This is a genomic window from Pseudomonas sp. ITEM 17296 (assembly GCF_028895205.1).
Classification (GTDB): Bacteria; Pseudomonadota; Gammaproteobacteria; order Pseudomonadales; family Pseudomonadaceae; genus Aquipseudomonas; species Aquipseudomonas kermanshahensis.
In genome coordinates, this window is sequence record NZ_WJRS01000049.1 from 1 (window position 1) to 15916 (window position 15916).

At 61.4% G+C, this 15916-nt stretch carries 10 protein-coding genes and 1 rRNA gene; 7 read left to right on the forward strand and 4 right to left on the reverse strand.

The annotated features are described in order from the left end of the window. Positions 1–2544 (reverse strand): retention module-containing protein (locus tag GIB19_RS27640; RefSeq protein ID WP_274888789.1); only part of this gene is annotated, 2544 nt, incomplete at its 3' end. A 350-nt stretch (positions 2545–2894) separates the two neighbouring features. Here GIB19_RS27640 and GIB19_RS27645 point away from each other — a divergent pair. From GIB19_RS27645 to GIB19_RS27655, 3 genes are read left to right on the forward strand one after another with little or no spacing between them, the layout of a single operon-like run. Further along, on the forward strand, positions 2895–4232 hold the full coding sequence (locus tag GIB19_RS27645) for a TolC family outer membrane protein (protein ID WP_274888790.1): 1338 nt from the start codon (positions 2895–2897) through the stop codon (positions 4230–4232). Between the two features lie 44 nt (positions 4233–4276). Continuing rightward, a complete protein-coding gene (locus GIB19_RS27650; protein ID WP_085274405.1) occupies positions 4277–6433 on the forward strand; it encodes a type I secretion system permease/ATPase in 2157 nt (718 codons plus the stop codon). Positions 6434–6440: 7 nt separating this feature from the next. Continuing rightward, positions 6441–7799 (forward strand): HlyD family type I secretion periplasmic adaptor subunit, encoded by a 1359-nt coding sequence (locus GIB19_RS27655; RefSeq protein ID WP_027595479.1) that lies wholly within the window; start codon positions 6441–6443, stop codon positions 7797–7799. 114 nt (positions 7800–7913) lie between these two features. Here GIB19_RS27655 and lapD read toward each other — a convergent pair whose 3' ends face one another. After that, positions 7914–9860: a cyclic di-GMP receptor LapD gene (gene lapD / locus GIB19_RS27660; RefSeq protein ID WP_027595478.1), complete on the reverse strand. Its 1947-nt coding sequence runs from the start codon at positions 9858–9860 to the stop codon at positions 7914–7916. Between the two features lie 10 nt (positions 9861–9870). Continuing rightward, complete coding sequence (gene lapG / locus GIB19_RS27665; protein ID WP_274888791.1) at positions 9871–10632, reverse strand: cysteine protease LapG; 762 nt, start codon at positions 10630–10632, stop codon at positions 9871–9873. Positions 10633–10837: 205 nt separating this feature from the next. Between lapG and GIB19_RS27670 the strand changes: the two genes are divergently transcribed. The 4 genes from GIB19_RS27670 (at position 10838) to GIB19_RS27685 (ending at position 15698) form a co-directional block, all read left to right on the forward strand. Beyond that, positions 10838–11527, forward strand: a complete 690-nt coding sequence (locus tag GIB19_RS27670) for a GntR family transcriptional regulator (protein ID WP_027595476.1) — start codon at positions 10838–10840, stop codon at positions 11525–11527. 115 nt (positions 11528–11642) lie between these two features. After that, positions 11643–12146, forward strand: coding sequence for a sigma-70 family RNA polymerase sigma factor (locus GIB19_RS27675; protein ID WP_027595475.1), 504 nt, complete (start codon positions 11643–11645; stop codon positions 12144–12146). Beyond that, positions 12143–13111, forward strand: a complete 969-nt coding sequence (locus tag GIB19_RS27680; RefSeq protein WP_099428027.1) for a FecR domain-containing protein — start codon at positions 12143–12145, stop codon at positions 13109–13111. Before GIB19_RS27675 ends, GIB19_RS27680 begins: the two co-directional genes overlap by 4 nt. A gap of 172 nt (positions 13112–13283) precedes the next feature. Next, the gene (locus GIB19_RS27685; protein ID WP_099430847.1) at positions 13284–15698 is read left to right on the forward strand and encodes a TonB-dependent siderophore receptor; all 2415 of its coding nucleotides are present in this window, start codon (positions 13284–13286) and stop codon (positions 15696–15698) included. Positions 15699–15751: 53 nt separating this feature from the next. Here the strand turns inward: GIB19_RS27685 and rrf are convergent. After that, a 5S ribosomal RNA gene (rrf, locus tag GIB19_RS27690) occupies positions 15752–15867 on the reverse strand. Positions 15868–15916: the final 49 nt, after the last annotated feature.

Here is a 15916-nt window from a genome sequence, read left to right on the forward strand (position 1 = left end):
ACCCGCTTTGATAGTGACCTGAGCGTTGTTACTCAGGGTCACAACCAGGTCGTGGGTCAGAGCGGTGTTGATGTGGACGGTGAACGTCGGCTTGACGTTCTCAGCAACCGAACCCTGGTCAGCGGTAATGGTGACCTGCACCAAGTCGCCCTGGTTACCGGTACCTGGAGTACCCGAACCCGGTTCGTCCGTCACAGAAGTGGTGACAGTTTCACCACCCAGAGTCAGCTTCTCGAAGCTGTCTGCACCCGAAACCGACTCAAGCTTGTTGGCAATAGCGGCCTGGCCGCCGACGTACACGTCATCGTTAACCGTGATGGTCGCGGTACCAGAGGCACTGTCAGCCGGAATCGTGACTTTTGTGCCGTCGGTCAGGGTGAAGGTCAGTGCCCCGTGCTGAGTGACCGAAAGCCCCTGCGCGTTGGTCAGCGTGACGGTGTAGGTCACCTGGCCGCCTTCCGCCACAGTCGCCTTGTCGACAGTCAAGGTTGCAACGACTTCGCTGATGGTGTCCGAAATCTCGACGGTAGCTGGGCCGCCGATGGCCAGATGCTCGAAGGTTGCACCCGAAACAGTGGCATCGGTGACGCTCAGCGTCACGGAGCCCGCGTCCTTGATGACGTCATCGCCCTGAGCCGGGGTCTTGTACTCGACTTCGGTCTTGCCGGCCTCGATGGTGACGGTTTCGCCATTCGACAGGGTCACGGTCAGCGGACGGTCCAGCGCCTGGCTCACTTTGATCGTGAAGGATGGCTGCTGGTCTTCAGTGACATTACCGTTACTGACGATGCTTACGGTGACGGTATCGACAATGTCATTGATTACAGTGGACGCTGGGGTTGGGTTCGGCGTGAGTTGCTCGAAGTTGCCGCCAGTAGCGTCCTTGATCGTGACACTTACGGTCGAGCCGTTGTTGTAGACGTCGTTGGCCGGGGTCTGGAAATCAACGCTGCCCTGGGTCTTGCCCGCTTCGACGGTGATGGTCTGGCCGCTCGACAGGGTCACAGTCACCGGCGTCTGGGCAGGGTTGCTCAGGGTCACGGTGTAGGTGATTACGCCGCCTTCGGTGACTGACGGATTGGCAGTCAGGGTCGCCGTAGTGACATCTACCGAGTCATTGATCGTGGTTTGCGCCGGCGTTGGGTTCGGCGTCAGTTGCTCGAAGTTGCCGCCAGCAGCGTCCTTGATCGTGACACTTACGGTCGAGCCGTTGTTGTAGACGTCGTTCGCCGGGGTCTGGAAGTCAACGCTGCCTTGAGTCTTGCCGGCTTCGACGGTGATGGTCTGGCCGTTCGACAGAGTAACGGTCACAGGCGTCTGGGCAGGGTTGCTCAGCGTCACGGTGTAGGTGATCACGCCACCTTCGGTGACCGACGGATTGGCAGTCAGGGTCGCGGTGGTGACGTCTACCGAGTCATTGATCGTGGTTTGAGCCGGGGTCGGGTTCGGCGTCAGTTGCTCGAAGTTGCCGCCAGTAGCTCCGGTGATGGTGGTGCTAACGGTCGAGCCATTGTTGTAAACGTCGTTGGCCGGCGTCTGGAAATCAACACTGCCCTGGCTCTTGCCAGGCTCAATGGTGATCGTCTGGCCATTGGACAGGGTCACGGTGACCGGCGTCTGGGCAGGGTTGCTCAGGGTCACGGTGTAGGTGATCACGCCGCCTTCGGTCACCGAAGGGGTGGCGGTCAAGGTCGCCGTGGTGGTGTCGATGGTATCGGTAATCTGCGTAACCGCCGGCGTTTGCGGCAGGGTCACGATCAGACCGTTACCACCGGTGGTGCCGGTTACGGTGGTCGAAATCTGACCACCGTCGATGTACGGGGTGTCATTGGCCGGGATGGTGACGTTGACGCTACCGCTGGTCTGCCCTGCCGGAATGACGATCACTGCGCCGTTGGCCAGGGTGACGACCAGGTTGGACGTCGGCGCCTGGCCAACTGTCGCGGTGTAAACGATTACGCCACCCGCTTCGGTGATGGAAGGGGTGGCGTTGAGTACAAGGGCGGTGGAGACGTTGGTCTCCGTTGTGGGCGGAATGACCTGGTTGTTGTTGCTGGTGTCCACCGCGCCAACGTCTTCATTGTCCAGCGCTGCGGCAAAGCCCAACGGGCCGGTCGGGAAGCCGATGCTCGGGTCGACCCGGCCTGCGGTCTCCTCAAGCATGACGAAGCTGTGGCCACCGCCCAGCGCACCGCCACCGCCCGCCGCTGCCGGGCCTGCTGCGGTAGCTTCAAGCTCGGTGGTCGGGTCGACACCCGCGGCGATCGCCTGCTGCAGCTCTTCAACCGACGGTGCAGCCTGCGCAGTGGCCTGGCTCAGGTCGGCGCTGCTGTAAGGCGCATCCGCGCTCCACTGGCTGTCACGGCCTAGGTCGAGCATACGGCCGTCGGCCAACTCGAGGGTTACCGCGCCGCCTGGGCCGGTGAGGACTTCCTCACCCGCCAACAGGCGGTCACCTTCGATGAGTACACGCCGGATGCCCTCTGGGGATACCGCAATAACCTGGCCGACAATGCTTTTGACGATGGCTACAACGCTGCTCATTGGACTCTCCGTGTGACCCGATTGGGGTACTTCCCTGCCAGAGCGGCGCTCTTGAAAGCCACTTCAGGCGGAACTGTGTCGATTGATGTGTTGACGATTTTGACGTCAAAATTCCGTCTATAACTGTTTGGAATTAACTATCTGCCAAACTATTGACCTTATACTCGCCATCCTAAACAATCGGCAATGTAATGTCACATTGATATTTGCACCTTTGCCACCCCTTCCTTTAGTACTAATCCAGTGCCCGTCGGAAGTTCGCTCATCGGTCAGATCAGGTGCCATTTTCCAGGCCCTGAAAACCTTCAACCGTGATTCAGGACAACTGCGCCTTCGGGAACCCGCCAAAAATGCGTGCGTCACTGTTTACCGTTCTTCCCATCACCCTAGCCGCCACGTTCGTACAAGCACAATCCTTGCCCGAAGCCATGCAAACAGCCCTTGAGCGACACCCGGAAATCCAGGCCGGCGTGAATGCTCGCGTGGCGGCGGATTACCAGCTGCGCGCGGCCCAGGGCGGCTACTTGCCGAGGGTCGATGTAACGGCGGGCTATGGGCGCGAAGGTACCGATAGCCCGAGCACCGGTAACCGCTGGGACACACTGAACCGAGGTGAGTCAGCAATCCGTCTTCGCCAAATGGTTTTTGACGGTTTTGCCACGTCAAACGAAGTCGACCGTCAACAAGCCACCGCCAACGCCCGGGCCTACTCCCTGATGGGCACCTCCGAGCGCACCGCACTCGACGTCGCCCAGGTGTATCTGGATGTGCTGTCGCGGCGCGAGATGGTGCGCCTGGCCGAAGACAACCTGAGCAACCACGAACGTATTCTGGATCAGATCAAACTGCGCACCAGCCGCGGCGTCGGCCGCCTGGCTGACCTAGACCAGGCCGAGGCACGCCTGGCCCAGGCGCAAAACAACCTGATCACCGAGAAGACCAACCTGGCCGATGCCAGCACCAATTACCTCAGCGTCGTCGGCCAGATGCCCGATGAACTGAGCGCACCGGCGCCGTTCATCGACCTGCTGCCCGGCACGCTGGAGGAAGCCCGCACGCAGTTGGTTGAAAGCAGCCCGGTGCTGCGCTCGGCCGAATCGGACGTTGCCGCCGCAGAAAAACAGTACGAGGCCGCAAAGTCGTCCTTCTACCCCCGCTTCGATGCAGAACTCGGACGAACGGCGGATAACAATATCGACGGCACAGCAGGCCATAACAACGAATGGCAGGCTATGCTGCGAATGAACTTCAACCTGTATGCTGGCGGCAGCAACAAGGCAGACCTGGAGTCCAAGTCGTACCTGTCCAACCAGGCGCTGGATATCCGCAACAATGCCTTGCGTCAGCTCAATGAAGAGTTGGGCCTGGCATGGAATGCTCAGGAGAACGCCAACGCCCAGTTGCCGATCGCCCAGCAGTACGTCGATCACAGCAACCGTGTGCGCAGCGCCTACCAACAGCAATTCAGCCTGGGCGAGCGAACCCTGCTCGACTTGCTCGACAGCGAGAATGAAACCTTCACTGCCCAGCGTCGCCTGGTGGAAGTGAAGAACATACAATTGTTTACTCAGTATCGAATCAAGGCGACCATTGGCCAACTGCTCAAGAGTCAGGGTGTTGTAGCCCCGATGGCCACCGTTGTGCAGAACGATCTGAAACCAAGGGTGAGCCTGCCAGGCCTGAACTGAGGCCCACCCTGCCCCACCCACCGCAAGGATGAAGAGAGCGCCGCGTGGAATCCGAAGTCAGTCGAGTCCAACTCAGCCACGATCCACGCAGTCAGCATGACGATCCCTTGCTGGATAGTCTGCTGAGCCTGTGTGTCCTGCACCAGAAACCTGCAAGCCGGGTCATGCTGACCACCGGCCTGCCGCTGCCCGCGCAGCGCCTGAGCCCCGAGCTGCTGCCCCGTGCGGCGGCCAGGGCCGGCCTGCAAGGGCGGCTGCTGCAGCGCAAACTGGAGCAGATCCCCAGTATCGCCATGCCTGCCATGCTGTTGCTCAAGGAAGGCCGCAGCGCCGTCCTGCTGGGCTGGGAGAATGAAGACACCGCACGCCTGCTGCTCAGCGAGAGCGATGGTGGCGAGGTGCACGTCAGCCGCGAAGCGCTGCTCAGTGACTACAGCGGGCGTGTGTTCTTCGCCCAGCCGCAGCACAAGTTCGACGTCAACCACGGCAACCTCATCCCGCGCGCGAAATCCTGGTTCCGCGACACCTTGCTGCGCAGCAAATGGCTGTATATCGACGCCATCGCCGCCAGCCTGGTGATCAACCTGATCGCCTTGGCAGCGCCGCTGTTCGTGATGAACGTGTATGACCGGGTGGTGCCCAACCAGGCGACCTCGACCCTTTGGGTGCTGGCCGTCGGCATCGCCGGGGCCTACTTCTTCGACCTGATCCTCAAGGGCCTGCGCGGCCTCTGCCTGGACTTGGCCGGCAAGAAGACCGACCTGATCATCTCGGCGACCTTGTTCGAACGTATCGTCGGGATGTCGATGAAGTACCGCCCCGCGCGGGTCGGCAGCTTTGCCCAGAACATCCATGAGTTCCAGGGTTTACGCGACTTCCTCGCCTCCTTGACCCTGACCAGCCTGATCGACCTGCCGTTCACGCTGCTGATCCTGATCGTCATCGCCATCATTGGCGGGCACCTGGTGTGGATCCCGATCATCGCCTTCCCGCTGGCCCTGGGCATCGGTTACGCCCTGCAGCGGCCGCTGATGGCGACCATGGAGCGGACCATGGCCCTGGCCTCGGAACGCCAGTCGAGCCTGATCGAGACCCTGGCAGGCCTGGATGCGGTCAAGGTCAACAACGCCGAAAGCGAGCGCCAGTACATGTGGGAACAGACGCTCGGCACCCTCAGCCGTCTGGAACTGCGCGTGAAGGTGCTGTCGAGCCTGGCGATGAACATCACCCTGCTGATCCAGCAACTGGCTGGCGTGGCGATGATTTGCGTCGGGGTCTACATGATCATCGACGGCAACCTGAGCATGGGTGGCCTGGTCGCCTGTTACATGCTCAGCGGCCGTGCCCTTGGCCCGCTGGGGCAGCTCAATGGTTTGCTGGCCCGCTATCAGCAGGCCAAGGTGACCATGGTTTCCACCGACCACATGATGGAGCTGCCGCAGGAACGCAACTTCGAAGAGCGCCCACTGAGCCGCCGGGTGCTGCAGGGCAGCATCGAGTTCCGTGGGGTGGACTTCACCTACCCTAACCAGCAGAACCTGGCCCTCAAGAACATCAACCTGACCATTCGCCCCGGCGAGAAGGTGGGCATCATTGGCCGAAGCGGTTCGGGCAAGAGCTCGTTGGCCAAGCTGATCGTTGGCCTGTATGAATCCGACGGCGGGTCGCTGCTGGTCGATGGCGTGGATATCCGCCAGATCGACGTCAGCGAGCTGCGCCACAATATCGGCTACGTGCCCCAGGACATCCAGCTGATGGCCGGCACCCTGCGCGACAACCTGGTCAGCGGCGCCCGCTACATCGAAGACGAAATGATCCTGCAGGCCGCAGAGCTGGCAGGTGTTCATGAGTTTGCCAGGCTGCACCCTGACGGCTATGAGCTGCAGGTGGGCGAACGTGGCCAGAACCTCTCCGGCGGCCAGCGGCAGAACGTCGCCCTGGGCCGTGCATTGCTGCTCAACCCACAGATCCTGCTGCTCGACGAACCGACCAGCGCCATGGACAACACCGGTGAAGAGCGCCTCAAGCAGCGCCTGCAGGCGGTCATCGAAAACAAGACGGTGCTGCTGGTGACCCACCGCGCCTCGTTGCTGTCGCTGGTGGACCGGCTGATCGTGATCGATCGCGGGCAGATTGTCGCCGACGGCCCGAAAGCCGCGGTCATGGATGCGCTGAAGAAGGGGCAGATCAGTGTTGCATAAGCTCGATATGGGGCAATTCAAGGATGGCCTGCGGCGCTACTTCAAAGGCTCCGACTCGCTTGGCGGGCAGCCACTGCCTGAGGTCAACAAGGCGCTGATCGAGGACGCGCCACGGGTGGTTCGCCTGACCATCTGGGGTGTGATCGCGTTTTTCGTGTTCATGATCGTCTGGGCCAGCGTCGCGCCGATCGATGAGGTCACACGGGGCGAAGGCAAGGCCATTCCGTCGTCCAAGGTGCAGAAGATCCAGAACCTTGAGGGCGGCATCATCGCCGAGATCTACGCCAAGGAAGGGCAAATCGTCGACGTCGGCCAGCCCTTGCTGCGCCTGGACGAAACCCGCTTCGCCTCCAACGTCGGTGAAACCGAGGCCGACCGCCTGGCCATGGCGCTGCGGGTCGAACGTTTGAGTGCCGAGGTCGAAGACCGCCCGCTGAAAATCGATGAAGAACTGCGCAAGGCAGCGCCCAGCCAGGCAGCCAACGAAGAGTCGCTGTACCTGAGCCGGCGCCAGCAACTGCAGGACGAAATCGGCGGCCTGCAGCAACAGTTGGTACAGCGCCAGCAAGAGCTGCGCGAGTACACCTCCAAGCGCGCCCAGTACGCCAACAGCCTGCAACTGCTGCGTCAGGAAATCGCGATGTCCGAGCCGCTGGTGGCCCAGGGCGCGATTTCCCAGGTTGAAGTGCTGCGCCTGCGCCGTGCCGAGGTGGAGAACCGTGGCCAGATGGACTCCACCGCGCTGGCCATCCCGCGCGCCGAGGCGGCCATCCGCGAAGTGCAGAGCAAGGTCGAGGAGACCCGTGGCAAGTTCCGCAGCGAGGCGCTGACTCAGCTCAACGAGGCCCGCACCGAGCTCAACAAGGCCACTGCCACCAGCAAGGCACTGGATGACCGGGTACACCGCACCATGGTCACCTCGCCGGTACGCGGTATCGTCAAGCAGCTGCTGGTCAACACCATCGGCGGGGTCATCCAGCCGGGTAGCGACATCGTCGAAGTGGTGCCGCTGGACGACACACTGGTCATCGAGGCGAAGATCCTGCCCAAGGACATTGCCTTCCTGCACCCTGGGCAGGAGGCGACCGTCAAGTTCACCGCCTATGACTACACCATCTACGGTGGCCTGAAGGCCAAGCTGGAACAGATCGGTGCCGATACCATCACCGATGAAGACAAAAAGACCACGTACTACCTGATCAAGTTGCGCACCGACCGCAGCCACTTGGGCACCGATGAGAAGCCGCTGCTGATCATCCCCGGGATGGTGGCGACGGTGGACATCATGACCGGCAAGAAGACCATCATGAGCTACTTGCTGAAGCCGATCATGAAGGCGCGTTCGGAAGCCTTGCGCGAGCGTTGAGACTTACGCAATCCCGGTAGGAGCAGCCTTGTGCTGCGAAGAGGCCAGTGGCAGTACCGAGAATCTTCTGTGCTGCCGCTGGCCTCTTCGCAGCACAAGGCTGCTCCTACCCGTTCAGCGCCAGGGTGCGGGCTCACCCACCAACTGCCCCTGAATACCACCCACGCCCATTTCCCGCAGCACCAACCTTTCCCCTTCCGTCTCGACCCGTTCAGCAATCAACGGCAGGTCGATGCTGTGCGCCGCGCGCTGTATCGCTTCGATGAACAGGCGCTTGTGTTGTTCATGGTCGATGTTACGGATATAGCTACCATCGATCTTCAGGTACGCAAGGCCCAGGTGCGCCAGGTTGCCAATCATGCTGAACCGGCCGCCAAAGCGCTGCAGCGCCAGCCCGAAGCCATGCGCGTGAAGGCGCCGGGTCAGCTGTTCGAGGGCTGACTGTTCGGGCAATTGCTCTTCGCCTATCTCGAATGTCAGGCGTGGGCCCAGCGCCGCATGCTGGCTCAACAGCTCGTAGACGCGTTGCAGCGCTTTGGGGTCGGCCAAGGTTGCAGCGGACAGGTTCAGCGCCAGCACCTGATCATGAGTGCGCAGGTGGGCAAGCACCTTTTCCAGCACCAGCAGATCCAGGCGCGGCATCCAGCCAAAGCGCTCCAGCCAAGGCAAGAAGCGCCCGGCCGGCAACGCCTCGCCCTGCTCATCGTGCAAACGCGAGATCACTTTGTGGTGCAGTACCCGTTGCCCTGTGCCGCAGTCCACCACCGGCTGGAAGAACAGTTCGAATTGCCCATTGACGAAGGCCTGGTCGAGCCGCTCATGCCAGGCATGATGGCTATCACCGGCCACCGCGGCCGCACCCTGTTCAAGGCACACCCAGCCCGGCGCCGGCTGGTTTTCGGCACGCGCCAAGGCCTCGTCGGCGAGCTTCAGCAATGCCTGTGGCGCATCGCCAGGGGTGAACGGCGCAAGGCCGATGCACGCTACCGGGTCGACATCACTGGCGCCCGTCTCGTGCAGGCTCTGCAGTGTCGCCTCCAGGGCCTGGGCGAGCTGTACCGCCTCTTCATGCACCATGCCCGGCGCCAGCACGGCGAACTCGCCCCCACGGCTGCGCGAGATCAGGTCTTTGGTCTCCGGGTAGCTGGCACAGGTGCGGCGCAGCTGCTCGCCCACTGCCTGCAACAGCTGATCGGTGCGCTGCCCGCCCAGGCGCGCGTTAAGGCCTGCCAAGCCCTGAACCCGCAGCAACAGCAAGTAACCGGCGCGCGCCTCTTCCAGATTGCTGACGCGCGTATTCAGTTGCATCTCGAAATAGCGGCGGTTGGACAAGCCGGTGAGGCTGTCCTGGTAGGACTCTGCACGCAGCCGCTCACTGCGCTCGGCCTGCTCGGTAAACAGTGCCTTGAGCTTCTCGACCATCTGGTTCATTGCCTGCACCACACGGCGCAGCTCAGGGGTGCGCGGCAGGTCTGGCAGGCTGAGGAATTCGCGCCGGGCGATGGCATGGGATTGCTCGACCATGTAATCCAGCGGCCGCAATTGCCGACGCAGCAGCAAGGCGCCGAGCACCGCGCTGGCGGCACCGCACAGCAACAACCAACCCAGGCTGCCCAACGCACTCTGCCAGAGCTTGGCAATGGCGAACATCGGATGGCTGATCACCTCCACCCGCGCCGCCTGCTGCCAGCCACGGCTGACGATGGCATCCCCACCTGCGGCTTCAAGGCCAATGAGGTGGACGAACCAGGCCGGCACACCCCCCGGGTCGGGCTCGGCGTGGCGCTCCACCAGCACGGCATTGGAGCCCAGGTCGACAACCTTGATGCTCGCATAGTAGCCACTGTCGAAGATCGAGCTGACCATCAGTTCGACCATCGCCGGGTCGTCGATATTAGGCGTCAGCGACAGCGCCAAGGCAGTGGCCGCGTCCTGGGCGTGCGAACGCAGCTGGTTGACGTACTGGCTGCGCGAGCTCTCCAGGCTGACCATGAAGCTGCCGCTGAAAGCGACCACCAGGAACAGGCAAATGGCCAACAGCAATTGTTTGAACAGTGACATCTGTGCTCCTTCAGTAAACCGGCTCGGCCGGGAACCCTTCGGCCTGCATTTTCTTCAGCAAATCCTGCCAACGTGACAGGCGCTTGGTATCGCCGACCTTCTTGTTGCCGGCGGCGCCTGTCAGCCACAACCCCTCGCCATTGAAGGCGTACACCGGCAGCAAGTCGGCGCGCTGGCTCGCCGGCTTGATGGCATCCATCAGGCTGTCGAGCACCAACGGCTGAGCCTGTGGGCTGGAATAATAGGTCAGTACCATGTGCGCCCGGTTCTGCCGCAGCGCCTTGACGTAGGTGATGCGCATCTTCTCGCTGGGGATGCCCATACGTCGCAGACTGAAATACTTGGCAATAGCGTAGTCCTCGCAATCACCGGCCCCCTTGATCAGGGCCTGGACCGGCGTGGCCCAGTAATCGACCTCATGCCACAAGTCGATGTCTTCGACGTAGCGCAATTGCTGGTTGAAGAAGCGATTGACCACTTGCAGCCGTTCCAGCTCACTGCCCTGCTTCTGCGTGGCCATCAGGTTCTGCCAGGCGTCGATACGCCCCTGCCCCGCGCCAAGCGGGCCATACAGCGCCTGCGACTGGCGGCTGATCTGGGAAAAATCCCAATCCGCGTGCAAGCCGCCCAGTAGCAAGCTACCCAGCAGCGCGGCAAGGCCGACACGTCGCACAGCCGTTTTGAACATCCAGGATATCGCCACTGCGAAGACCTGTTCAGACCCGTCGAAAGCAGCGATGGTGCGGCCTGCCAGTACAAAAAACAATGGCACCCTGCAATCACGCAGCCAATGGTCGGGCCATACTGACTTTATGGCTATCTCGTTCTATGTACCGCTTCCTTTGCCAAGCGACTTCATACACCATAGCCGCGGCCTTGGGTCGGCCGCTCCAGTGCGGTCGACGGTTTGACAAGCCCCCTTGCCTGTTACTAGTGTCATTGGATCCAACTTTTCTTATCGTCGAGGCAGACTCCGCGTGGCCGAGAAAATCAAACTGAGCAACGTGCTGGCTAGCGAACAGCTATCCCCACACATGGCACGTGCTGTTATCGAGGAGCGCCTGCGCAGCGCCATTCTTGATGGTCGTCTGCCGCCAGGTACTGCCGTGCGTCAGCAAGAGCTCGCCACCTTGTTCGGGGTCAGCCGCATGCCCGTGCGCGAGGCCTTGCGCCAGCTCGAAGCGCAATCGCTGCTGAACGTGGAGATGCACAAGGGCGCAGTGGTTGCGCCCTTGATTGGTGAAGACGCGGTGGACACCTACGCCCTGCGTGTTCTGCTCGAAAGCGAGGCCCTGCGCCAGTCCATTCCGTTGCTCGATGCCGATGACATCGCCCGCGCGCGCGGGTATATCCAGCAACTGGAAAACGAAACCCGTCACGCCGAAATCGGCCGCCTCAACCGCCTGTTCCACATGGCGCTGTATAGCAAGGCGCCGAACAAGAAGTTACTGCGCCTGATCGAGAACGAACTGAACGAAGAAGAGCGCTTTCTGCGCTTCCATCTTTCGTCGATGGGGCTGGGCAAGCTCACCCAGGACGATCACAACGCGCTGGTGGATGCGGCCAGCGACAAGCTGGTGGATGAAGCGGTCGCAGTGCTTGAGCAGCACTTGAACTCAGGGGCGCGTGTTATCAGGCAGTATCTGGATTCACAGCTAGGGCGATAACCGGTTCTGAGCGGGATCGCCGGTCGCCCGACATCAGCCTGTTGCAAAATAAACGGGCTCCGCAAACAATGAGACTAATTATCATTTATGTCCATTGAAGCCAGCGCCTTCCTCCATGCCTTCCAATGACTCAGTGCAAACGCTCTACAGTGACCACCACGGCTGGTTGCATGCCTGGCTGCGTAGCAAGCTGGGTAACGCCGCCGATGCCGCAGACCTGGCCCAGGACACGTTCGTCCGGCTGTTACAGCGTGGCGAGCAGGTACAGCTCAATACGCCAAGGGCCTTCTTGCGCACCGTGGCGCGCGGGCTGGTGATCGATCACTGGCGCCGTGAAGAATTGCACCGGGCTTACCTCGAAGCCTTGGCCCACCTGCCGGAAGCCTTGGCACCCTCGGCGGAAACCCGCGAGGTGCTGCTCGAACTGCTGGAGCGTATCGCTCGCATGCTCGATGGCCTCAAGCCAAAGGTGCGCCGCGCTTTTCTGCTGGCCCAGTGCGAAGGGCTGAAACACCAGGCGATCGCCGAGCAGATGGGTATCTCGGTGCGCACTGTGGAGCGCTACATTGCTGATGCGCTTTATCATTGCTACCTGCTGCGCTTTGAAGACGAGCGATGACAGCCGCCGCCCCTTCCGCCAAAGCGGTCAAGCAAGCCATTCAGTGGATGCTTAGGCTACGCGAAAGCGGCAATAGCCCCGTGCTGCTGCAGCAATGCGAGCAGTGGCGTAGCGCACGGCACGAGCACGAACTGGCCTGGCAACGGGTAGTTCACCTGCATCAGGACCTTGACCTGCGCGCCATCCCCGGCGCGGGGGTTGCCCTACAGACCTTGGAAACCAGCCAGCGGCGCCTGCACCGTCGCCAGGCGCTCAAGTTGCTTGGCTGCGCCGCCATGGCGGGCTCGGCGACATGGCTGGCCAAAGACCTCGATACCGTCAGCGGCTGGACTGCGGACTACGCGACTGCCACGGGCGAACGGCGTAGCTTCCAGCTACCCGATGGCTCGCTGATGCAACTCAACACGCGCACTGCGGTAGACCTGGCTTTCGACGATCAGCAGCGCTTGCTCCGCCTCAGGCATGGGGAGCTGATGCTCACGTGCAGTGACGCACATAACCACGCTCGCCCTCTGCTGGTACAGACGCAAGATGCCCTGCTCGAAGGTTTCGACGGGCGCTTTGTGGTGCGCCAGGAGCGAGACTGCACGCAGGTCAGCGTCAGCCACGGCAACGTGGCGATACACCGGCCGGGGAACGGCCAGGTGCAGTGGATTGCCCGCGGCCAGCACTGGCGCCTGGACGCCCAGGGCGCACAACGCCTGGAGAGCGTGGCCATGGACCCAGCTGCCTGGAGCGAAGGGCTGATCGTTACCCGCGACATGCGCTTGCGCGACTTTCTTGAACAGGTGGGCCGTTATCGCCACGGCTACCTGGGTTGCACCGATGAGATTGCCGATTTACGCCTGTCTGGTGTGTTCCGCCTCGAGGACCCTGAGCAGCTGCTGCAATTGCTGCCACAAACGCTGCCTGTGAGGCTTCGTCAACGCACGCGCTGGTGGATACGTGTGGAGCAGGTTGCCTGACTTCACCCAAGCGCTGCTCTTTTTGGCGGGTTTTGGGCGCCGATCCGGCTAGGACAGTAAGCATCGTCTTCTGCCCTCCCACCCTTCAACGGACTCTTTCATGCCCATCGCCTCACCACACACACGCCCGCCCAACGAGAATGATTTTCGACCTGTCTTGAATTCAGCCGCTCTGCGCAAAGCAGTCCAGGCAGCTTTGTTCGGCACAGCCTTGGGCATGTCCACCCTGCCCCTCCATGTTCTGGCCGCCGAAGCGCCCCAAGTTAGCCAGCAGTACGCGATCCCGGGTGGGGAACTGAACGATGTACTCAACCAGTTTGCCCGCCAGGCGGGGATCACCCTGTCGAGCACGCCGCAGTTGACCAACGGGTTGCAATCCAATGGCTTGCAAGGGCATTACTCGCCTGATCAGGCCCTGCGCCAACTGCTCAATGGCAGCGGCCTGGAAGCCGTCAGCCAGGGTGGGCACAGCTACGTGCTGCGGGCCCAGCCTGAAGAGGCCGCATTGTCGTTGCCAGACACCGACGTGCGCAGTTTTACCCTGGGTAATGCCCTGGGCAGCATGGACGGCTACAACGCCACGCACAGCCAGGTGGCCACCAAGACCAGCATGCCGTTGGTGGAAACCTCACAGTCGGTTTCAGTGGTCACCCGTCAACAGATGGACGACCAGGGCTCGCAGACCGTTGCCCAGGCCATGCGCTATACGCCAGGTGTACTGACCAACCCCTATGGCGCCACGCACCGCTACGACTATGTGGCCATGCGGGGCTTCAACGACGGCTCGGTAGACAACATCTACGTCGATGGCCTGAAGTCCATGGGTGACAACGGCACCTACAGCACCATGCAAGTGGACCCGTACTTCCTTGAGCGCATCGACATCCTGAAGGGGCCATCTTCGGTACTCTATGGCCGCAGCTCCCCAGGGGGCCTGGTGGCACTGACCACCAAGAAGCCACTGTTCACGCCATTCCATCAAGTGCAGGCCACGGTCGGCACCCAAGGCCAGCGTGGCATGGGTTTCGACTTCAGCGGCCCAGTCGATGACGACAAACGTATCGCCTATCGCCTGACAGGTTTGGCCGATAGCGCTGATACCCAGTTCGACCACAACAAGGAAGAACGCTACGCCATAGCACCGGCTGTCAGCATCGACTTCACCGAAGACACCTCGCTGACGCTTCAGGCGTATCTGCAGCATGACCCGAATGGTGGGTACCACGGCGGTAACCCGGCAGACGGCATGCTGCACAAGCGCAACGGGCTGCGTCTGTCAGATCACTTCTTTGAAGGCGAGCCTGGGATCGACAACTACGAACGCACTCAGCAGTCGTTCAGCTACCAGTTCGAGCACCGCTTCAACGATGTGTTCACCGCCCGGCAGAACTTCCGCTACCAGGACTCTGACGTCTCGATGGACCAGGTGTATTCCGCTGGCTGGGCAGATGCCGACAGTAATATCCTCAACCGCGCCTATACCGGCGGCGACGAGCGCCTGCACTCCTACATCATCGATAACATGCTGCAGGCAGAATTCTTCACCGGTGCGGCCAAGCATACCTTGCTGCTTGGCACCGACTATCAACGCCGCAAAGCCGACGTGGAGTGGCGCTACGGCACGGTGGATGCGCTGGATGCCGGCAACCCTCAATATGGCAATGGCAACCTGCAGGTACTCGGCGAGAACCGCTACCAGCGTCGCCTGCAGCAGACAGGGGTGTATTTGCAGGACCTGGTCGAGCTCGACCAGTGGCGCTTCTCGCTGGGGCTGCGTCAGGACTGGGTGAAGGTTTCTGAGGAAAACCGCGACAGCAACACCAAGGTCAATGACGAACGCACCAAGTTCACCACCCGAGCAGGCGTGCTCTACTTGTTCGAGAATGGCCTGGCGCCTTACGTCAGCTACTCGGAGTCATTCAACCCCAATACCGTGTCCGACCAGGATGGCCGCCCACTGGCGCCGACCGAGGGCACCCAGTGGGAAGCAGGTATCAAGTACCAGCCGCCAGGCAGTGACAACCTGTTCACCGCCTCGTTGTTCCGCATCGAGCAAGAGAACCTTGCCTCCAAACAACCGAACGAGGAGTTCTATCGCCCTGTGGGTGAAGTTCGCTCACAAGGGCTGGAGCTGGAGGCCCATGTTCAGCTGACTGATAACCTCAAGCTGTTGGGCGGCTACACCTTTACCGACATCGAGTATGCCAAGACGATGCCGAGCCTGGTGTCGACCCAGTTGGACAACAAGGGTAATTCGCCCACCCAGGCGCCCAAGCAGATGTTTTCGCTGTGGGCCGACTACAACTTCCGGCAGGGGGCGTTGGACGGCCTGCGACTGGGCGGCGGGATGCGCTATGTGGGGTATAGCTGGGTGGATGCGGAAAACAGCATGAAGGTGCCCTCCTACACGCTGTTTGACGCTTCGATCGGGTATGACCTGGGCAAGGTCGGCCTCACCGGGGTGGATGTGCGCCTGAATGCGAACAACCTGACCAACGAAAGCTACATCACCTCATGTGCCAGCCTGAACTACTGCTACATGGGTGAAGAGCGAAACGTAAGCGCTACGGTCAGCTATCAATTCTGACCGGAAAAGACAAAGCCCCTGTCTGCATCGCAGACAGGGGCTTTGGGTTTGAATCTTGACGATGACCTACTCTCACATGGGGAAACCCCACACTACCATCGGCGATGCATCGTTTCACTGCTGAGTTCGGGATGGGATCAGGTGGTTCCAATGCTCTATGGTCGTCAAGAAATTCTGTGTGCCGGCCCGTCTTCAAGACGTGCCCGCGAATTTCTATG